At 52.5% G+C, this 21,296-nt stretch carries 17 protein-coding genes; 12 read left to right on the plus strand and 5 right to left on the minus strand.

What is annotated here, in order from left to right; all coding sequences use genetic code 11:
- Window positions 1–127 precede the first annotated feature (127 nt).
- A complete protein-coding gene (locus FGS84_RS00005; protein ID WP_138305701.1) occupies window positions 128–1,039 on the plus strand; it encodes a hypothetical protein in 912 nt (303 codons plus the stop codon).
- An 87-nt stretch (window positions 1,040–1,126) separates the two neighbouring features.
- Here the strand turns inward: FGS84_RS00005 and FGS84_RS00010 are convergent, their stop codons facing one another.
- Window positions 1,127–1,987 (minus strand): AraC family transcriptional regulator, encoded by an 861-nt coding sequence (locus FGS84_RS00010; protein ID WP_138305702.1) that lies wholly within the window; start codon window positions 1,985–1,987, stop codon window positions 1,127–1,129.
- A gap of 122 nt (window positions 1,988–2,109) precedes the next feature.
- Between FGS84_RS00010 and FGS84_RS31750 the strand changes: the two genes are divergently transcribed.
- The 8 genes from FGS84_RS31750 (at window position 2,110) to FGS84_RS00045 (ending at window position 10,817) form a co-directional block, all read left to right on the plus strand.
- Entirely contained in the window at window positions 2,110–2,241 is a 132-nt protein-coding gene (locus tag FGS84_RS31750) for a hypothetical protein (RefSeq protein WP_264469599.1), read from the plus strand.
- 102 nt (window positions 2,242–2,343) lie between these two features.
- Entirely contained in the window at window positions 2,344–3,717 is a 1,374-nt protein-coding gene (locus FGS84_RS00015; RefSeq protein ID WP_138305703.1) for an MFS transporter, read from the plus strand.
- 60 nt (window positions 3,718–3,777) lie between these two features.
- Window positions 3,778–5,043, plus strand: coding sequence for a cellulase family glycosylhydrolase (locus tag FGS84_RS00020; protein ID WP_138305704.1), 1,266 nt, complete (start codon window positions 3,778–3,780; stop codon window positions 5,041–5,043).
- Window positions 5,040–6,677: a glycoside hydrolase family 43 protein gene (locus tag FGS84_RS00025; RefSeq protein WP_138305705.1), complete on the plus strand. Its 1,638-nt coding sequence runs from the start codon at window positions 5,040–5,042 to the stop codon at window positions 6,675–6,677. Before FGS84_RS00020 ends, FGS84_RS00025 begins: the two co-directional genes overlap by 4 nt.
- A 215-nt stretch (window positions 6,678–6,892) precedes the next feature.
- The gene (locus FGS84_RS00030; protein WP_138305706.1) at window positions 6,893–7,309 is read left to right on the plus strand and encodes a C-GCAxxG-C-C family (seleno)protein; all 417 of its coding nucleotides are present in this window, start codon (window positions 6,893–6,895) and stop codon (window positions 7,307–7,309) included.
- A 5-nt stretch (window positions 7,310–7,314) separates the two neighbouring features.
- The gene (locus FGS84_RS00035) at window positions 7,315–9,006 is read left to right on the plus strand and encodes an FAD-dependent oxidoreductase (RefSeq protein WP_138305707.1); all 1,692 of its coding nucleotides are present in this window, start codon (window positions 7,315–7,317) and stop codon (window positions 9,004–9,006) included.
- 77 nt (window positions 9,007–9,083) lie between these two features.
- Window positions 9,084–9,695, plus strand: coding sequence for a C-GCAxxG-C-C family protein (locus tag FGS84_RS00040; RefSeq protein WP_347563742.1), 612 nt, complete (start codon window positions 9,084–9,086; stop codon window positions 9,693–9,695).
- Window positions 9,696–9,818: 123 nt separating this feature from the next.
- Entirely contained in the window at window positions 9,819–10,817 is a 999-nt protein-coding gene (locus FGS84_RS00045) for an aromatic acid exporter family protein (RefSeq protein WP_138305708.1), read from the plus strand.
- A gap of 67 nt (window positions 10,818–10,884) precedes the next feature.
- Here FGS84_RS00045 and FGS84_RS00050 read toward each other — a convergent pair whose 3' ends face one another.
- Window positions 10,885–12,132 (minus strand): RelA/SpoT domain-containing protein, encoded by a 1,248-nt coding sequence (locus FGS84_RS00050; protein ID WP_138305709.1) that lies wholly within the window; start codon window positions 12,130–12,132, stop codon window positions 10,885–10,887.
- Between the two features lie 173 nt (window positions 12,133–12,305).
- Here FGS84_RS00050 and FGS84_RS00055 point away from each other — a divergent pair, with 173 nt between their 5' ends.
- Complete coding sequence (locus FGS84_RS00055) at window positions 12,306–15,002, plus strand: GGDEF and EAL domain-containing protein (RefSeq protein WP_138305710.1); 2,697 nt, start codon at window positions 12,306–12,308, stop codon at window positions 15,000–15,002.
- Window positions 15,003–15,082: 80 nt separating this feature from the next.
- On the opposite strand, the gene FGS84_RS00060 is transcribed toward FGS84_RS00055, so the two are convergent.
- Window positions 15,083–15,748 carry a hypothetical protein gene (locus tag FGS84_RS00060; RefSeq protein ID WP_207671106.1) on the minus strand — a complete coding sequence of 222 codons (666 nt, stop codon included), beginning with the start codon at window positions 15,746–15,748 and terminating at the stop codon, window positions 15,083–15,085.
- Between the two features lie 242 nt (window positions 15,749–15,990).
- On the opposite strand from FGS84_RS00060, the gene FGS84_RS00065 reads away from it, so the two are divergent.
- A complete protein-coding gene (locus FGS84_RS00065) occupies window positions 15,991–16,815 on the plus strand; it encodes a Cof-type HAD-IIB family hydrolase (RefSeq protein ID WP_138305712.1) in 825 nt (274 codons plus the stop codon).
- Here the strand turns inward: FGS84_RS00065 and FGS84_RS00070 are convergent.
- Window positions 16,797–18,137 (minus strand): HAMP domain-containing sensor histidine kinase, encoded by a 1,341-nt coding sequence (locus FGS84_RS00070; RefSeq protein WP_138305713.1) that lies wholly within the window; start codon window positions 18,135–18,137, stop codon window positions 16,797–16,799. The genes FGS84_RS00065 and FGS84_RS00070 overlap by 19 nt on opposite strands.
- Entirely contained in the window at window positions 18,130–18,816 is a 687-nt protein-coding gene (locus tag FGS84_RS00075) for a response regulator transcription factor (protein WP_138306216.1), read from the minus strand. The genes FGS84_RS00070 and FGS84_RS00075 overlap by 8 nt, the downstream gene beginning before the upstream one ends.
- A gap of 204 nt (window positions 18,817–19,020) precedes the next feature.
- On the opposite strand from FGS84_RS00075, the gene FGS84_RS00080 reads away from it, so the two are divergent.
- Window positions 19,021–21,291 (plus strand): hypothetical protein, encoded by a 2,271-nt coding sequence (locus tag FGS84_RS00080; protein WP_138305714.1) that lies wholly within the window; start codon window positions 19,021–19,023, stop codon window positions 21,289–21,291.
- Window positions 21,292–21,296 lie beyond the last annotated feature (5 nt).

The following is a 21,296-nucleotide window of genomic DNA, read 5'->3' on the forward strand; positions in this document are numbered from 1 at the left end:
TCGAACCGATACCAGCTAATGTTTTATAAGGAATACCCAAAGTCCAGAAAGAACCACTATTGTCTGGGGAAGTAAAAACTTTTATAATGGAGATAGGTTCTTATATGGCGCCTGAGAAGGAGGCTGTATGAAAGAAACGATGCGTGCTTTCCTGTTGGGAGAGTATAGGCCGGAAGAGGACTGGGATGCCAGGGCCTCTGGAGCACCCCTGGAGGACCGTGCAATGAAAATGGCAGCACAGTTTTTTGGTGCGGAACTGCTGCCGTTGCTGGGAATTACAGGAAAAATCCGGCAGATTGCGCCCACTGAACAGATTTATCTGGAGATGAAGGATTTTTATGAGGACTTCAATTACCTGATGGAGGATGGGACCTGGCGGCACATTGAGTTCGAAAGTGACAGCATCCTGGATGAGGACCTTCGCCGGTTTCGGGCATACGAAGGAGTGTGCAGCTATTATTATCAGGTAGAGGTCATTACCAGCGTGGTGTGCAGTTCTGCTGTACGGGAACTGAAGACAGAACTCCGGGAAGGGCTGAATACATATCAGGTCCATGTAATCCGTCTGAAGGATTGGAGTGCTGAGCGCATCATCCAGGGAAAGCTCCTGAAGAAGGGGCAGGGCACTCTGTCCAGACAGGATATGGTGGAGCTTCTGCTGACACCTCTTATGGGGGGGACCATGCCGCAGAAAAAGCGCATTGAGGAAAGTCTGAATTTGCTGCGTGGCGTGGAGGACCTTCTGGGAAAAGAGGATTCTATGCGTATGGAATCTATGTTGTTTGCATTTGCAATGAAATTTTTGAAACAACGAGAGTTGAACGAGGTAAAGGAGGTATTTTGCATGTCATATTTAGGAGAGCTGCTGGAAGAAGGAGGAATACAGAAGGGGCTGGAGAAGGGTATGGGCGCGCTGATAGAGACCTGTGTTGAGCTGGGACATACATACGAAGTGACCATGCAGAAGCTGGGTGAGAAGTTTTCGCTTTCTCAGGAGGAGGCAAAGGCAAAGATGGAGAAATACTGGAAAACACCGTGATTTGTTTTATGCCCTCCCGTATTCGTAGAGGCGGGAGGGCATGAATAGGGCCGGAACTTTTAGTGGACAGGGCATAAGCCCATCATTTTACCGGCCCTGTCTCATTTTCTTTCTGACGCCGGAAGGCGTATCCCCGAACTGTTCTCCAAACATCCTGCGGAATAATTTATAATTGGTGAAGCCATGGCGTTCCAGAATATCACGGACAGAATCCTCCGTGGTAATCAGGTCGCGGTAAATATAGGACAGGCGAAGTTCATTCTGGTATTCCAGGAAGGTAACGCCCATACATTTTTTGAAAAAACGGCAGAAGTATCCCGGCTGTAAAAAGGCCACCCGGGCGATTTCACTGGTGGTGATGGGACGGTTGTAATGCCTGGCCGTGTAGGTCAGTACCGGGTCCAGACGGCTTAAATCTTTGTTTTTCTGATTCACATCCGGTTTTAATACCTGTACACTGAAATTGTGGTACAGCTGGAACAATAATTCAAAGAGCAGGCTGTTAAAACGCAGCAAAAAGCCTTCCGGCCGTATGTCGTTGGCAATCTGCATCTGGGTCAGGGTGTCCTTCATCCGGTCCAGTTTGGTCCTCATGATTGGGTCCTGGGTTTCGGGGTTCCACAGAAAAAGGAGCTGGCTTACCTCAGGTATATAGGTTTCCATGAACTCCATGGGAATCTGCAGCACAATGGCCCGGTTGGGATGGGTACATTTGGTGGAGTGTATGACATTGGAATTAATAAGGATGCATTGACCGGCCGGGAGATTTCGGCTCATCCTCTCCGCTGTTACCTCCAGTTCACCTTCAAGAATATAAATAATTTCCACTGCCCTGTGCCAATGGCTGGGTACATAACTGCCCGGGTCCACAGAGGTGAAGAAACGTACCTTTGTGGCCTCGGGTACCTGAATAATTTCATACAATATATTTTCTTTTGCTTCCGTCATATTCATCCCCCTCTTTCATTATTGTATCATTCCTGCAGTCATCCCACAAGAAGAGAAAATCGACCTATTATATGGGAAGTATCAGTCCTGTTCCCCCCACGAATCCTGTGATACTATATATTATGAAAGAAATACCCGGGGAACAGATTCCATGCGCATGGAAACAGGGACAGATGGAGATTACGGCTTACCGTATCTCTATCCGGCCGGACAGGAAGGGCAGGAGACTGGGGACGGACCCAATGGGGGATTGACGGATTCTCCATGGATAAGGATAAAATCCGCCTTATGGCAGTCCCTGCCATCCATCCACAATGGCAGGGCCATTTTATAAAAACAAAGAGAGGAATCAAGGGATGAATAGGGAAGGTAAATTAACGCTGGGGAAATTGGCGGAACGTTTTTCATATGGCTGCGGAGATTTCGGATGCAATATCATTTATACGGCCATGTCGGCATTTCTGTTGTTTTATTATACGGATTATGCGGGGGTCAGTGCCTTTGCAGTCGGAAGCATTATGATGGTCTCAAGATTTTTTGACGGTATCAGCGACATCATCATGGGCGTGATTGTGGACAGGACAAAATCCAGGTTCGGAAAGGCCAGGCCCTGGCTGCTGCGCATGTGCATACCCTTTGCCATATCCGGCATCCTGTTGTTCTCAGTGCCGGTTTCCTGGTCTTCTGCGCCTAAACTGGTGTATGTGTTTATTACATATAACCTGGTGTCCACGGTCATTTATACGGCCATCAATGTGCCGTATTCCGCGCTGAACGCATTGATGACCCAGGACCCATACGAGAGGTCTGTGCTGAGCATTTTCAGAAATCTGCTGGCAACAGCAGGCACACTGACCATCAACACATTTACACTGCCTCTTGTGGAGTATTTCGGAAATACGCCTTCTGCCTGGACTAAAACATTCATGGTGTTCGGCCTTCTGTCCGTGGCGGCATTCCTGATTAATTTCCTGGGCACCAGGGAGCGGGTGAAGCCTGCTGTCCGTGAGGAGGGGGAGGAGCCGGTGCAGAATGTGCCTTTTGCAGAAGGAATCAAGGCCCTGTTCAGGAATAAGTACTGGCTCATGATGACAGGAATGCTGGCATTGTTTTTCCTGATGTATTCCGTAAACGGCGGTTCCACTGTCTTTTATGCTAAGGATGTACTGGGCAATAAGGATTTAGTGGCACTGATAAACGGTATTTTCAATGTGGTGCAGATTGCAGGCATGTTCTTTATCGCCATGCTGGTAAAACGGCTGGGAAAGCGCAATGTGTTTTCGGTGGGCCTGATACTGGATATTATCGGCATGCTGGTGCTCAATTTCTCCGGCGGAGCCATGGGACTTATCATTGTATCCAGCATCATCCGGGGACTGGGCAATGCCTGCGGCGGGGCCACTATGTGGGCCATGGTATCAGATACCATTGACTACGGGGAATGGAAGACAGGATACCGCACCGAGGGGCTGGTCAACAGCGCCTGCAGCTTTGGATATAAGATTGGAAATGGAATTGGTTCCGCCCTCTTGGGATGGATACTGGAGTTGGGAGGTTATGTGGGCCAGGCAGCTGCCCAGTCTGCTTCCGCCCTTGCATCCATTAAAATTTGTTTTGTGTGGATTCCCATTGGGATTTATGCGGCAGGACTGGTCATTATGAGTTTCTATCATCTGGATGCTGAGTTTTCAGGCATCATAGCTGATTTGAAGAGCCGGAATGGAAAATAGGATACCATGCAGGTTTATCCTGTAAGGAGCGCATCTGAAGGCAAATAAGGAGAGAAAACCATGCATATAAAAGGCGTGAATTTAGGGAATTGGCTGGTGCTGGAGAAATGGATGAGCCCGGCGCTGTTTGAAGGAACGGAAGCAGAGGATGAATATTACCTGCCCCGGCAGCTTTCGAGGGAGGTGTATGAGGCCAGAATCAGGATACACCGTTCAGAATATATCACGGAACGGGATTTTGTTGCAATCCGCTCCATGGGTATGGAAGCTGTGCGGATTCCTGTCCCGTACTTCATATTTGGAGACAGGGAGCCCTTCATCGGCTGTGTGGAGGAGCTGGACAAGGCATTCAGGTGGGCGGAGCGGTATGGTCTAAAGATACTGATTGACCTGCATACAGCGCCGGAAGGACAGAATGGTTTTGACAACGGAGGCATCTGCGGCGTATGTAAGTGGTCAAAAAACCCGGCAGAGGTGGAGTATGTCCTGGGTGTCCTGGAACGTCTGGCAAAACGGTACGGCAGGAGGCAGGGACTGTGGGGAATCGAGGTGCTGAATGAACCTGTTACGGAGCGGATGTGGAAGATATTTGACGTGCCAAACCGCTATCCTCCGGCAGAGCCCGCCACGGCAGAGGGGTCAGGCCCCATTTCCATGGAGTTTTTAAGGGATTTCTATCTGAGGGCCTATGACTGCCTGCGAAAGCATATGCCGGAAGATAAATATGTGGTAATTCATGACGGATTTGAACTTAAGGCGTGGAAGGATTTCATGAGGGAGGACAAATATGTAAATGTGGTCCTGGACACCCACCAGTATCTCATGATTGCGGAGGCGGCAGGCTGCGGACAGACCCTGCCCGCTTATCTGGAATATATCCAGAACCATTATGCCACGGACATAGAGGAAATGCAAAAGTATTTTGATGTCATATGCGGTGAATGGTGCCTTTTCAACTCCCTGGCCTGCGGCTGTGATACAAAGGGGGGCAGAAGTGTGCTGAACGGCGAAGAAGGCGCAGGACAGGACGCTATGGATGAAAAGGAGAAAGGCCATATCTACAGGGCTCTGGCAGAGGCGCAGACAGAAGCCTGGGATAAAGGAAGCGGATATTTTTACTGGAGCTATAAACTACTGACAGACACGGTTAATGTACCTGGCTGGATTGGCTGGGACAGCTGGGATTTGGGCCGGTGCGCTGCCTTTGGATGGTTTCCGGTGCAAAGTAATAACATACAGGACCATGCCGGTGAGCACGGTGCTGTCCGAAATTATGAAGCTGCCCGGTGCCGTGCAGCCGGCCGGGATAAGGAGGAAATGAGATGATACACAACCCCATACTTCCGGGATTCAACCCGGACCCCTGCATCTGCAGAAAAGGAGACGACTATTATCTGGCAGTGTCCACCTTTGAGTGGTTTCCGGGAATCCCCATCTACCATTCGCGGGACCTGAAACACTGGGAGCTTTACACCCATGTGCTAACGGACGATGAAAAGGTGGATTTAAAGAAGCTTCCCAGTGCAAAGGGGGTCTGGGCGCCGTGCCTGACATACTGTGAGGCGGAAGATACCTTCTATGTGGTGTACGGCGTTATGAACTCCATGAATGCAAGGTATTTTGACGTGGATAATTATCTGGTGACTGCAAAGGACATAAGGGGACCCTGGAGCGAGCCGGTCTACCTTCATTCCTCAGGCTTTGACGCATCCATATTCCACGATGACGATGGCAGGAAATACATTGTCTCCCTGGAATGGGAGACAAGAGAAGGATATGAAAAGCCCGGCTCCATCTGCATGGTGGAGTACGATGCAGCTAAAAAAGAAATCGTGGGATATCCCAGACGCATGTGGCGGGGCGGTACGGACCGCGGATGCATCGAAGCCCCCCATCTGACAAAACGGGGAGAGTACTATTACATCATGTGCGCGGAAGGCGGCACTGGTTATAACCACTGCGTAACCATGGGACGTTCCGGGAATGTATGGGGACCATATGAGAGGGACCCCATGAATCCAATCGTCACCAGTGTGCCGGGAGAATCCTTCGAGAGACAGGACCCGGACCACTTAAAGCCCAAGTATTATAATCCGGATTCCATCCTCCAGAAATCCGGCCATGGAAGCTATGTGGACCTTCCCACAGGGGAGGTGTATCTGGTCCACCTCTGCGCCAGGCCCTTTGTGCCGGAGCTTCGCTGTACCCTGGGCAGGGAGACAGCCATACAGAAAATGATGTGGACAGAGGACGGGTGGCTGCGTATGGCGGACGGAAGCAATCTGGCAAAGCTGGAGGTGCCGGAGACTTCTCTTCCTGAGTTCCCGGTGGAGAAAATACCGGACTTTGACGGTTTTGACAGCAATGAGCTGGGAAATTTCTATTATGCGCCCCGTATCATGCCCCAGAGGTTTGCTGATGTGAATGCCAGACCGGGCTATGTACGGCTCAGGGGCCAGGAATCCAGGACATCCCTGAACAAGGTGAGCATCCTGGCCAGAAAGCTGACAAGCGTGTATGCCAGAATTACCACAAAAATGGAGTTCGTGCCCCAGGTCCACCAGCACAGTGCGGGGCTGATTCTCTATTACGACAACATGAATTACATAAACCTGAGAAAATATTACAGCGAAACTCTGGGGCAGAGCGCCTTATCCGTCATCCATCTGGAAAACGGAGTAAAGACGGAATTCCTCAACACCAGGATACCGGTGGAGGACCGGCCTGTTTACCTGAGGCTGTACGTACAGGGCAGACAGTCCTGGTTTGAATGGAGCTATGACGGAGAGGAATATGAGAAAATCGGGCGCATCTTTGATACCACGCGGTTTTCCGACGAGTACTGCAGATACGGGGAGTTCACCGGAACCATGGCAGGCATAACCTGCGCGGACCGTGTAAAACATGCCCATTATGCTGACTTTGATTTTCTGGAATATGTGGAGCAGCAGGGAGAGTAAGAGGACAAGGATATATGTATTGGTATGCCGGTTCACCCGGCATACCATTTTTCTTTTTAGATTGGGATATACCAAAACACATTTCTCATCCCCTCCCCCCAATCCCCAGTGCTTTTCCGCTGCCGAAACCATCAAAAAACTTGCATAGTCAGCTTGGGACGTGATAATATCTATAATATGGATAAAAGATACTTTGAGAGAACAGGAGAGGTAAGATGACAAGGGACAGGATATATGAGTATTTCATTGAAAAGGACAACAACTGTGCGGAAACCATGCTGCGCGCCCTGAATGACGAATACCAGCTGGGAATACCGGAAGAGTCGGTTAAACTGGTGGGCGGATTCGGAGGGGGAATGGGCTGCGGTAAGGCCTGCGGCGCCCTGTGCGGCGGATGTTCAGCCATCAGCTACCGGCTTATTAAGGAAAGGGCCCATGCAACGCCTGAGCTTAAACCGGCTGTGGCTGCGTTTGCAGAGGAATTCGTGGAACGTTTTGGTTCAGATGCCTGCTGTGAGCTGGTGAAAACCTATAAAAAAGAAGATACCCGCTGTCTCCACATGATTTGCATGGCTGCGGACATTGCAGATGCATGTTTTGAGAGAATCATATCAGCGGAAGAAAGGAAATAGAGATTATGAGGATATTAATTGTAGGCGGCGTGGCCGGAGGCGCATCCGTGGCGGCAAGGGCCAGGAGACTGGACGCCCAATCGGAAATCATTATGTTTGAGAGAGGGCATCACGTGTCATTTTCCAACTGTGCCCTTCCCTACTATCTCAGCGGCACGGTAAAGGACAGCAATGCCCTGGTCATGATGAGCCCGGAGAAGTTCAGGAAACAGTACGACATTGAAGCAAGGACGGACAGCGAGGTCCTGTCAGCGGACAGAGAGAAGAAGACCATCCGGGTAAGGGACGGGCGCACCGGGGATATCTATGAGGAGCGCTATGACATCCTGGTCCTTTCACCGGGGGCCAGTCCCATCCGGCCAAAGAGCATAGAGGGCGTGGACAGGCCCAATGTATTTACGGTAAGGAATGTGACGGATATTGTGAACCTGAAGAAATTCGTGACGGATTGCCGGATTCAGGATGTGGCTGTGGTGGGCGGAGGATTTATCGGCATTGAGGTGGCTGAGAATCTGAGCATGGACAAAAGACATGTAACGGTCATCGAGGCCCAGGACCAGATTATGGCACCCTTTGATTATGATATGGTACAGATGCTTCAGAAGGAACTGCTTGACCATGGAGTGGATGTAATTGTCAGCGACGGCGTCAGCGCCATCGGGGAAGACAGCATCACCCTGGCTTCGGGAAAGAAAGTCAAGGCGGGAATGACCGTGCTGGCCATCGGAGTTGCGCCTGAGACCAGCCTTGCAGAGGCCATGGGTCTGGAGCTGGGGGAGACAGGAGCCATTAAGGTGGACCACAATTACAGGACAAGCGACCCTGACATCTATGCAGTGGGAGACGCCATAGAGGTGTTTAACAGGCTGACCCATAAGCCTTCCAGGCTTGCGCTGGCAGGCCCGGCCCAGAGACAGGCCAGGGCAGCGGCAGACCATATGTACGGCATTCCCCATAATAACAAGGGAGTTATTGGCTCCTGTGCGGTCCGTATCTTTGACCTGAATGCAGCAGCCACTGGTCTGAACGAAAAGGCAGCCGGAGCAGCCGGTATTCCTCATGATTCTGTCTATATTATCCCAACGGATAAGGTTGGGCTGATGCCGGGAAGCGCTCCCATGCACTTTAAGCTGGTTTATGAATATCCCACAGGAAAGATTCTGGGTGCCCAGGCCATTGGGCGGGGGAATGCGGATAAGAGGATTGATGTCATTGCGGCCATGATTTCCATGGGAGGTACCCTGGAGGATTTAAAGGAGCTGGAGCTGTGTTATTCGCCGGTATTCGGAACCGCTAAGGATGTGGTGAACCAGGCAGCCCTGGTGGCCCTGAACCTGCTTTACGCAAAAGTGAGGCAGGTGCCTGTGACAAAGGTACGGGAACTGGTGGAGACAGGGGCGTGCATCATAGATGTCCGGGAAAAGAATGAATACGACCAGGGGCATTTGAAGACATCTGTCAATATCCCGCTGTCAGAGTTTCGGGACCGTCTGGATGAGATACCAAAGGATTGTCCGGTATACCTTCATTGCCGGTCCAGCCAGAGAAGCTACAATGCCTGCATGGCCCTTATAAACCGCGGGTACAGGAATGTATGGAATATATCCGGCTCCTATCTGGGAATCTGCCTGTATGAGTATTTTACGGATGTGACTACAGGGCGTGAGAAGATTGTGACTGAGTATAATTTTAAGTAATATTTCCGGGTGATTCCGGAATGGAAGGACCGGCGGCTTGCCGGTCCTCTGCTGTCCGGCAGGCAGGGGAATCGGGGATGGGATTCAGTTCCGGCCGGAGCCTGTTTGGGTCTGCCATGGGACAGCCAGAAAAGGAGGATGTTTCAATGACAATCGATGTGGAATCAAGCGTTCATGCGGGAAAGGCCATGGAGCTGTTTCTCGGCGGATATAACTGCGCCCAGTCCGTGTTTGCCGCGTTCTGTGACCTGCACGGCATGGAGGAAAAGGAGGCGCTCCGGTTAAGCTCCTCCTTTGGAGGCGGTATGGGACGGCTGCGTGAGGTCTGCGGGGCTCTCAGCGGCATATTCATGACAGCTGGCATTGTGTATGGTTATGACAGTCCCGGAGACAAGGATGCCAAAACGGAGCATTACAAGAGAATCCAGGAGCTGGCAGAGGCATTTCAGGAGAGGACAGGAACCCTGCTGTGCCGGGAACTTCTGGGCCTGGAGGGCACGGGAAAGGACAGCTACATACCGTCCGACCGGACCGAAGCCTACTACCAGTCCCGCCCCTGCAGGGAGCTGGTGGGTCTGGCAGCCGCCATACTGGACGCTTATCTGGCGGAGCATCATCCGACAGAGCACTACCCGGCGGAGCCTCATCCGGCGGAGCATCATCCGGCGGAGCCAAAGCCAGTCTGCTAGTGCCTGTTTGAAAACTCATTCCTGTCAGATGCCGAACACGCTCCGGTCTGCTGCGGTTCCTTCCTGCATGGATGGCAGCCAATTGGGAGACAATGACAAGCATAAAGTTTCCGGGAGGTGCATATGGAACGGTCCGGTCGTTTCCTTAAAATTATAAAAATAGCTGCGGGAAGCCTGCTGGCCATGGCGGCTGCCCAGGCACTGGGCCTTAAATACAGCTCTTCCGCCGGCGTGATTACCCTGCTCAGCATCCAGGATACGAAGCGGGAAACCATAAGGGTCATGGCCAGACGGCTGCTGGCTTTCCTGGCGGCAATGGTCCTTGGCCCGTTATCCTTTGCAGCGGCGGGATACCGGCCTTTGGCCATGGGGATTTTTCTGCTGATGTTTACTCCTTTATGCATGAAATGGGGCATACAGGAGGGGATATCCGTGAACACGGTTCTGATGACCCACATTCTGGCTGAGGGCTCCATGGGCATGGCGGACATTGCCAACGAGGCCCTTCTGCTGTTTGTGGGCACAGGAGTGGGGGTTCTGCTCAATCTGTACATTCCGGGTTCAGGCACAGCCATACGTTCTGCCCAGAGAAAAATCGAGGAGATGTTTATCTGCCTGCTGAGACAGATGGCATCGGGACTGGAGGCAGAGGATGAAGCAGGACAGACAGCCAGTGATGGATTTCAGGCATTGGAACAGGCGCTGGAGCAGGGGGAGCGCAGGGCTTACGAGGGCATGGAGAACAGCCTTTTGACGGACACCCGCTACTACCTTGCTTACATGGGGCTGCGCAGGAACCAGTTTGCCATCCTGTGCAGGATGCGGGACTGCTTTTCAAGGATGGAAACCATACCCGGACAGGCGGCCGTGGTGGCCTCCCTGCTCCGGTCCGTAAGCGTTTCCTTCCATGAACGGAACAATGCCCTGGAGCTGCTGCGGGAGCTTGAACAGGTGAAATTACAGATGAAGGCCCAGCCTCTTCCTGCCCACAGGCAGGAATTCGAGAGCCGGGCCTTGCTATACCTGAGTCTGCTGGAACTGGAGCAGTTCCTGGTGCTGAAAAGGGAATTTGCCATGGGGCTGAGCCGGGAAGAAATCCGAAGGTTCTGGGGCGGGGGATGACCATGGCCTGGACCGGATGCAAAGCCGGAATAAACAAAAGCAGCCAGTCCGGCGCCCATCCTGGGGCTTAGGCCGGGGCAGCAAACTGCTCCGACAGCTTGTGGAACAGGGACTGGGCTTCGTCTCCCTGCCGGTTGATATAATCTGCTTCCGGAATTTCTATGTCATGAATCAGCACATTGCGAATCTTGCGCAGGGACACAATCTGGTTGATGCACTCCTTGTCCAGCAGATTCAGCCGTTTTAATGTATTGATGTTGAAGGCTCCCCGCACCTTGGGGGAATTTTTGGAAGAGACACGGTTGAGCAGCTGTTCCAGGGGCACCCATTGGCTGAAGAAGTATTCCACTGCATTGCGCTCGTCCACGCTGATGCCCTCCTGACCGGCCCGCAGCTCCTGGTAGATATGATAACGCTTTTCATTGCCCGTAATCATCTGGTCAATAATCTGCTGGGAGATGTTGCGCCGGTCCTTCTCGAATTTCACGGATTTGAGGACAGGCTCCAGCACCTTTACACTGTTCATTTTCAGGCGTCCGCTGAGTTTGAACAAAAGCTCAATATTGCCCATGCGCAGCTCAATATCCTCAGGCCGGAAGTTGTTGCTGAGATAATTGTACAGGTAGGATGCCAGCTCGTACTGTGAGCCGAATTCCGCATTCTTATTCCGGATGCGCTCATTGCCGGCGTCCTGAAGCCGTTCCAGGGCTATCTCGCCGGCCAGCACCAGGCCGTTCAGCTCGTCCAGGATTGCCAGCTCCTCATCGGACAGGGTCCCCTGGAGGGGCTTGTAGACCAAATCGTGTTCCACCTCAGACCATGCGTGCATGAGGACCGAAGCCACCTGGATTTCAATGCGGGCCGCGGCATACTTTTTCTGGGAAGGGTCCAGGGATTCTTCCTTCATATGGGCCCGGTAATGGTTGGCCCAGTAACCGGAAAAACGCTTGTTATAGGAAGGCGGTTTGGACTGCTCCGGGAACTGCTTGGTTTCCAGAAGGGTAAAGAGGTCGTTAATCAGGCCGTCCGCCTTGTCGCGGTCGCCCGGGAAGTAAAGGGACACCCTGACGCCGCACAGGTCTGCAATATCTTCATATATCTCACGCATGTTCTTGTAGGGGACTGTCCGCCTGGAATTGCGTATGAGAACCTTGCTTTTCAGACGTCCCGGGGCTTTGGCCCGGGATGTCACCATGGCCCGGATACCGGCTGCCTGAAGGGCGTTTTCCAGCTGTCTGGCAGCCATCCGGCCGGCTGTCTCATAAAAGTTCATCTTCTTCTTATAATTCTCTATGAACTGGTTGATTAAATCCATATTCACTCTCCGTCGTGCTTTGATACCCCATATTATATAACATTTTCAGAGGGAAGTCACCCCTGTGGTAACATTTCGGATAAAAAGTAAAAACCCGCTGGATTAAATGAAATTTGGTGCTATACTTAAAATAAGAAAGCTCCGGATGCATCCGGTCATGAAGGATGGTACATATGAAAAAAAAACTTATTCCCTTTGTCCTTTTCCTGTCTCTTTTGGGACTGGGAGCCCTGTCCCTTCTGTCCATACATAATCTGCAGGGAAATGCCAGGGTTATCAACTATACAGGCGTTGTCAGAGGCGCCACACAGCGTCTTGTCAAGGAAGAACTGAAGGGACATGCGGATGATGCCCTCATAGAGCATCTGGACGGGATACTGGATGAGCTGGCCACCGGCCAGGGAATCAACCGTCTCATCCGTCTGGACGACCAGGCTTACCAGGACCTTCTGGCTTCCATGGAAAGCCAGTGGCAGATGCTTAAAGAAGAAATTATGCTGGTGAGGCAGGGAGCAGACCCGGAGAACCTGTTTGAGCTCAGTGAGAGCTACTTCCAGCTGGCGGATGCAACCGTGACAGCGGCAGAGCTGTATACGGAGAAACAGGTAAATCAGGCCAGCCAGGGCTTCGGCGTCCTGATACTTGCCGCCATGGGAGTATGGGGGATACTGGTATGGCAGGAGCGCAGACAGGATAAAATGCAGGCTGTCATACAGGAAAAGGAAAATGCCAACCGGGAGCAGAAACAGCGTCTGGACCGCATGTGGGATACACTGCGCGCTCCTCTCAACGATATATCCGAGATGATGTATGTCTCAGATGCGCAGACCTATGAGCTGCTGTTTTTAAATGAGGCGGGAATGAAGAATTTCCACCTGGATTCCATTGAGGGAAAGCTCTGCTATCAGGTGTTCCATGGTCGGGAGGAACCCTGCCCGTTCTGCAGGGAGCATTTTACGGGTCATGATGATATTGTTACATGGGAGAATACCAATCCCATAACCGGCCGCCATTATCTGTTAAAGGACCGTCTGATTGAGTGGAACGGCCGTCCGGCCCGTCTGGAGATTGCCTTTGATGTGACGGAGGCGGAAAAGGAGAAGCAGAGCCTGAAGTTTGCCCTCAGGGCAGAGGATATGCTGGTGGACTGTGTACGCAGTCTGTATGGAGATGCGGGAATCAGTGAAACACTTCCCGTCATTCTTGAAAAACTGGGGCGGTTTATGCATGCGGACAGGTCCTATGTATTCATGTTAAGGGACGGTAAGCTGTACAATGAATATGAGTGGTGCGCAGAGGGCGTGGAATCCCAGATGGAGACGCTGCAGGGTGTGCCTGTGGAACTCGTCAGCCGGTGGCTTGCGATTTTTGACCGGCAGGAGTGCATGGTGCTGGAGGATGTGCAGGAGCTGAAAGAGAATTACAGGGATGAGTATGAGGTACTGAAGATGCAGGGAATCACCAGTCTGGTAACAGCGCCTTTGGAACGGGACGGTCATTTCTGCGGCGCAATCGGTGTGGATAATCCTCCTGCGGAGGAGCTGGTTAATATAGGCCCTCTTCTGCGCACTCTGGGATATTTCCTCATGCTGGCTTACCGCAGGGATGAGAACGCAAAGGAATTGAACCGCCTCAGCTATCACGACACACTGACCACGTTCTACAACCGCAACCGGTATATTGCGGATACGGATGATATGAAGGATACGGATTCACCGGTGGGCATTGTATATCTGGATGTCAACGGACTAAAGGATATCAATGACCTGAGGGGACACGCCTTTGGAGATAAGGTCCTGGTGGAATGCGCCAGGCGGATGCGTGAGACCTTTGAAGGGGCTGATTTCTACCGAATCGGCGGAGATGAATTTGTCATCATATGCCGGAGATGGGGAAAGGAAGCATTTGAAGAAAAGGTGGAGCTGCTCAGGAAGAATTTTGAGCGTGATACCATCTGCAGGGCAGCGGTGGGAAGCCGGTGGGCGAAGGAAACGGAAGATTTACCCCAAATCATTGCGGATGCAGATGCCAGGATGTATGAGGATAAAAAGGAGTTTTACCGCCGGAGTCCTGTGTCCAGGCGCTACAGGCACCAGAACGATGAGGTAATCAACCTGTCCAACCCGGAGATTCTGGCGGATGAACTGGGAAAGAATCATTTTGTGGTTTATGTACAGCCCAAGGTTTCCTCAGCGGACCGGACTGCTGTGGGAGCAGAGGCGCTGATACGCTACCAGTCAAAGGAAGGGTCCATGGTGCTGCCCGGAAATTTCCTGCCCCTTCTGGAGGAGGCCAAGACCATCAGCCAGGTGGACTTTTTTGTTTTTGAATTTATCTGCTCCAAGGTAAAGGAGTGGGCTGACCGGGAAAAACAGGCATTTCCGGTTTCAGTGAATTTTTCCAGGTTTTCCCTGGCCCAGCCCTCCTTTGTGGAACAGCTGGTGAAGCTGTGTGATAAATATGGAATCTCACCGGGATACCTGGAAATCGAGATAACGGAGAGTATACGGAACGCGCCGGAGATAGACTTAAAGGACCTGATAGGGAAACTGCGCCAGGCAGGATTCACCGTTGCCCTGGATGATTTCGGAACCGAGTATGTGAACCTGTCCCTGCTGTCTTCGGTGGAATTTGACGTGCTTAAGCTGGATAAGACCATGGTGGACGACATGGTCAATAATCCCAAGGCCCAGGCCATCATCGAATCCATTGCAGGAATCTGCAGGAAGATGGGAATCAGGGTGGTGGCCGAGGGAATCGAGACAGAGGAACAGATGTCCGTGCTGCGCACCTGCGGGGTGGAGACGGCCCAGGGATACCTGTTCAGCAGGCCCATATCCGTGGAGGAGTATGAGGAAAAATATCTGTAAGTCACATGGAATGAGGGGACGGAGACTGGCCGGCATGTATAGGGATATGGTTACAGGTGAACCCATGGAGGCGTCGGGCGTCAGTCTGCCTGGTTACGGATTTCTGTGGATGAAGCGTCAGTGCGGATGACAAAGCCGTATTCCGCCGTGCTTTTGTCCGCCCACTGGCAGTTTACCCGGAATCCTCTCAAAATACCTGCTTCCATATAGGAAGACATATCAGAACTCAGCATGGCTGCCCCGTTGGTATTCAGGGAAAAAACAGCTGTGCCGCCGGAACAGGCCAGGGTAAATTCCTCTGTGGCCTGTTCTGTGTATTTAGGGGAACCGTCATTCCGCAGTATGAGGTCCTGAATCGTTATGGTATCAGGGACCGTGCCATCCCTGAACTCCAGGGTTATATCCGTTCCCAGCTTGACGTACGGGATGTCCTGCACCTTTTCAACCAGATAGGAGAGGGGTTCTGCCCCGCAGGCAATGATGCCTCCCTCGTTTCCCTCACTGTCCGGCGTATATAATTCATATCCGCCTGAAGAAGAGGGGATTTCCTCTTTATCCGGCCCGCAGGCAACAAAAAGCCGGGGGATGACGGTGCCGGCGGAGGGGGCTCCGGTTGGCACTGTTGTTCCGGCCGGAACCGTTGCCCTGGCCGGAGCGCTGGAATTATATGTATCGCTTTTCCGGCTCAGAATGTGCCGCTGCGTGACTGCTGCCGTGCACAGGGCGGTCAGGAGGACTGTTAACATCAAAACAGGAATGAATCTGAATCTTCCTTTCATGAAAATTTCCTTTCCGGTCAATTAGGACCATTTACTTTGTTCTTCCATCATGTTTCCATATAATTAATATAATACAGCCAGCCCCATAAGACTTGAAGAAAAGCTGAAAAATTCTTACAGTTCCATGAGGAAATGCTTTTCTATTGATACTTTTGGAAAGGGGGTGTATTCTGTTAGATAGAAAAAAAGAAAATGAAAGAGGAACCTTCATGAGTCACTATGAATTAATCGGCTTTGATATGGACGGCACCATACTGAACAGCCAAAAGACCATATCGCCCCGTACATTAGACGCAGTAAACCGCGCTGCCCGCATGGGAAAACGCGTTATCTTATCCACCGGCCGCTGCATCAGCGAGCTGGAGGAATTCAGGGATGTCCTTGCCAGTGTCAGCCACTATGTCTGCGAAAGCGGCGCGCTGATTTATGATGCGGGCCGGCAGAGAGTCCTCCACTCAGAGACACTCCCGCCTGATTTGGTGGACCAGGTGCTGGAAATCGCTGCCCATGAGGACGTAATGGTATACATGATGAGCAGCGGACAGGCTCTGGCAAATAAAAGCCAGGTGGCGGACACCGGCCGTTACCACATGGGCATTTACCAGAAGATGATGGACCGGGTGGTGAATAAGACTGATGACATTGCCGCTCTTTACAGGGAAAAGCATTTTCCTGTGGAGAAGCTGAACCTGTTTTCAGCCTCCGCTGATATCCGGGAACGGCTTCATTCCCGGATTTGCAGGCTTCCCCTTGCCCTTGCATATGCGGAAGGCGCTTCCCTGGAGCTGTCCCCCCTGAATGTCAGTAAGGCCAGCGGTCTTGTGTGGCTGTGCAGGCACCTGGATATCCCTCTTCATAAGACCATCATCGTGGGGGACGCGGACAATGACGCCCAGGTGCTGCAGATTGCGGGGCTTTCTGTTGCCATGGGCAATGCCCTGCCCCACATAAAGGAAGGGTGCGATGTGGTGGTGGCTGACAATGACCACGACGGATGCGCAGAGGCAGTGGACCTCTACCTGCTTAAGGATTGAGAATCAGGTCCGGCAGGCAGGCGGACCTGGAAACAGGCGCCTCCTTCCGGTGAATCCGACACACTTATGGCGCCGCCGTGAAGCTGTACCAGCTCCTTTGCAATGCTGAGCCCCAGTCCGTAATTCTGTTTATCGCTTCGGGAGCTGTCTCCCCGGTAAAACCGGTCAAATATATGTTTCTTTGCCTCATTATCCATGCCGCAGCCCGGGTCTGATACGGTAAGGCAGACCATGTCCCGGCTGCGGGAGAGCAGATGCTTATCCGTCTGCACGGACGCGGCCAGTCTGACCTTTCTGCCCTTGGGCGTGTAGCGCAGGGCATTGTCCAGGAGGACGGCCAGAACCTGCTCCAGGCGGTTTTCATCCCCGGAAACCCTGGGAAGGGAGGATTCGGGCAGCTCCAGTTTCAGGCACACGCCCTTGTCCTGGTATAATGGCTCAAAGCGCTCGTAGACGCTGATTAACAGGGTATCCATGTCCAGAGGGGATTTCCTGAGGCTCCACTGCCCTGTGTCGGCAGAGGCCAGAAGCAGCATGTCGCCTACCAGGCAGGACATGCGGGAACACTCCCGGTCCATGTTATCCATGAATTTTTCCCTTTGGTCAGGAGCTGCCCGGACAGCGCAGATGCTGGAACGGATAACTGCAAGGGGTGCTCTCAGCTCATGTGAGGCTGCTGCTATGAATTCATTCTGCTGCTTCTGGCTTTCCGCCAATGGTTTTAAGGATTTTCCCACCAATACCCAGCTGACGGACATCAGCGCGGCGATGCCGGCCAGATTGAGAAGAAAGAACAGGATACCCTGGCGGTAGAAGCCGAATCCCATGGGGTCCTTGAAGGCCAGCAGCGTCAGGCTCTGAAAGCCCGTCCGAGTGGGAAGGACAAGCACGCTGCCCAGATAGGTGTCGCTGCGGTCCCCTGTTACCGTGAATACAGAGCTTCTGAGCAGGGAGGAGGACACCGGCCGCACTGACGGGTCAATGCCCTGGGCCTTGGCGGCTTCCCTGGCCCGCATAATTAAGGTGTCCCGTTCGCTGGCCGGGGACCAGGAGCCGCGGTAAAGAAGAGGCTTTCCATTATCCTCAATATGTATAATCAGGCGGTTATCACTTTCCAGCCTGGACAGCCAGGTGCAGCTGATGGTGGAGCCGGACTGGAGCCGGGAGGTGATATTCAGCATTTGGTTCTGAAAGGCATCCATGGCTTTTTTGCTGAATTCCCTGGCGCTTATGACCAGGATGCCAATGACCACCAGGGTCAGAATCAGGCCCGTGGTCATGGTGAAAAGGGCGGTGAGCTGCCGCCGGAGCCGTTTAATCATGAGTCCCTCCGTTATCAAGGCGGTATCCGATTCCATGAACCGTCTTAATCCGGGGCAGTGCCCCGATGGATTTAAGGCGCCGCCTCAGGAAATAGATATAGTTGTCCAGGTTTCCATCCTCCACCTCGGAGTCAGGACCCCATATGTAGGACAGAATCAGCCCCCTGGGAAGGACCTGGCCTGCATTGCGAATCAGGTACTCCATCAGGGCGGACTCGCGTTTGCTCAGCTGCAGGGTTCCCTGGGGGCCGGTAAGCTCTCTTTTTTCCGGGTCCAGGCTAATGTTTAAACAGGCTGCCGCGGGACTCTGTTTAAAATTCCCCGGCCGCCTGGTAAGAGCGCGGATTCTGGCAAGCAGCTCGCCCACGGCATAGGGCTTTACCAGATAGTCGTCAGCGCCTGCATCCAGGCCGTCAATCCTGTCGTTTATACCGTCCAGGGCTGTGGTGATAATGACCGGCGTGGTAATATTCATCCTTCTTAAGCCTCCCAGGACGCTGAGACCGTCCATCTGGGGAAGCATCCGGTCCAGTATGATTACATCGTAGGGATATTCAGCCGCATAATAAAAAGCCTCCTGTCCCTGGCAGCAGCAGTCGGTAACATATCCGGCCTGCTCCAGCTGCAGCTTTATGGCGTCGCATAATTCCTTATCATCTTCAACAAACAGAATCCTCATCATCCCATCCCCATTGTCATTGATATATGGAATCATTATAGCAGACAAATCTCTAAAAAGCCTAAAAGAAATTCTTCCGGTTTTTCAGTTTTTTTAGAGATTTGTCTGCTATGATACAGGGGACATGGAGATTGGCCGGGAGGGACTGGACGGCAGGAGCAGACTGCCGGACACATCTTCCGGAACCAGAAGGGAGAAATAACAATGAAAAAGAAATTTATGGGCCTGTGCCTGGCTGTCAGCATGCTGGCAGGCTGCCTGTGGGGCTGTTCCTCCACCTCCGGTACGGACGGCAGCGGGAATGGACGTGGACAGCAGACAGAATCAGAGAAACAGGCAGGGGAAGGGGACCAGCCGGACGGACCAAGGGGAAGATATGTGGAGAGCAGCATAGACATACTGTTGGAAGAAGGGGAGAGAGCCGCCGATATCATACAGACAGAGGACAAGGTTCTTGAACTGTACACGGTCAGGGACAAAAAAGCCGGCAGATACATATGGACAGGTGAAAAATGGGAGAAACAGGACAACAGCCTGCTGGAGGGCCTGGAATTTCCATACGGGTCCCTGCACATGATATACGGGGAGGATGGAAACCGTTATGTGGTGTACCAGGCCGGGGATGATTATAAGACATTTATGATGAAGCTGACAGAGGGACAGGAGCCCCAGATGCTTCTGGACCATGTTTTTTCCGTCAAAAATGACCGTGAATACTACGATGTAAGACCTGACTTTGCGGCAGTGTCAAAAGAGGGATTGATTCTCCTGTCCCACAGCAGGATGACGGACGTGTACACGCCGGAGGGGGATTTGGTTCTTTCCCTGCCCCAGAAGTGGAGCTCCATGGAATGGAAGGCATCCGGCCTGCTTATGGGGGACAGCTATATCACAAACAGTGAAGGCGCCTACCTGAGCTATGATATATCCGGAATGTCGGCTTCTGCCAAGGAAGAGATACCGTTCCAGTCGCCGGATTTTGATATGTGGGCCCCCATGGCTGATGACGGAAGCGGGGGGATATACATTGCAAATCCCCAGGGAATCCACCACATGAACCAGGGAGGAAGCCTGTGGGAGACAGTGGCTGACGGCAATCTGAATTCCCTGAGTATGCCCAGCGCCAATCTCAATAAACTGTTTGTGGGGACCCAGGATGATTTTTATGTATGGATATCCCAGGATGGCAAGGAGGAGCTGAAGCATTATACATATGACTCCCAGATACCGTCCGTGCCTACCCGGACACTGACGGTGTACGGACTGAATCTGGAAGAGTCAGATACCATCCGCCAGGCAGCTTCCATGTTCCAGCTGGAACACCCGGATGTCAGGGTGGAATTGATTGACGGACAGACAGAGGCAGGCAGCACCACGGTATCTGATACCATAAGGGCCCTGAACACGGAGCTGTTAGGAGGAAACGGGGCGGACCTGCTGGTGTTGGACGGACTTCCGGCGGACTCTTACATAGAGAAGGGGATTCTTGAGGACATGAAGGAATCCTTAAGTCCCATGATAACTTCCGGAGAGCTGATGGAGCAGGTGTCAAAGCCTTATACAGAGGAAAACGGTGGTATTTACCAGATTCCCACCAGGATGCTGCTGCTGGCTGCCTATGGAGACAGCCAGGCCATAGCCAGCCTTGGTTCCATGGAAGCCATGAGGGATTACCAGAAGGATTCGTCCCATCTGCCCCTGCGGCCAAAGACAAATTATGAGAATCTGCTGCGTCAGATACTGATGCTGGAATACGATGAAATTGTGGATATCAATACAGGAAAGCCCTATCCGGATAAGATAAAGGAATTGCTGGAGACAGTGAAGGTCCTGGGGGAGGCAAACGGAGCCCGGCCTGCTTTTGATGAGTCCGAGGATGGGGGAAGGGGTAATGTCTACAACCTTATGCCGGGAACGGATGGACTGCTGGGAAGTGAGTACGACCGTGTGGACCGTGGCATGAGCGCCATTGCAATCGATAAGATAGAGGGGATGTACGATGTTCTGCTGCCCCTGGCGGTACAGAGAAAGCACGGTTTTGCCATGGAGGATGTGAATGCGTCCTACCTGCCGGCGGGAACCATGGGAATCAACCAGGCCGGCCGGAACAAGGAGATGGCGCGGGAATTTATTCTCTTTGTGCTGGGGCGGGATGTCCAGTCAAAGGACCTCTCAGACGGTCTTCCTGTCAATGCTCTGGCAGCCCAGGACTGGGTGGACCGGGAAAATGCAAACGGCACATCCATTGCTGTCAGCGGTACGGACGGTTACGAACTGGCAGGCAGCTGGCCTGCAAAGGCGGAACGCCGGATTGTGTTTGATATTGCGGCCAAGGCGTCCCGTCCTATCCGGATGGACCGGGTTCTTACGGAAATCATTATCAATGAGACAAAAGGATTCTTTGAGGGAAGCCTGACCCTGGAACAGGCGGCTCAGAATGCGCAGAACAAGGCAATGCTGTATTTTTCGGAATAGGGAAC

The sequence above is a fragment of the Clostridium sp. 1001271st1 H5 genome (genome assembly GCF_005845215.1).
Lineage (GTDB): Bacteria > Bacillota > Clostridia > Lachnospirales > Lachnospiraceae > Enterocloster.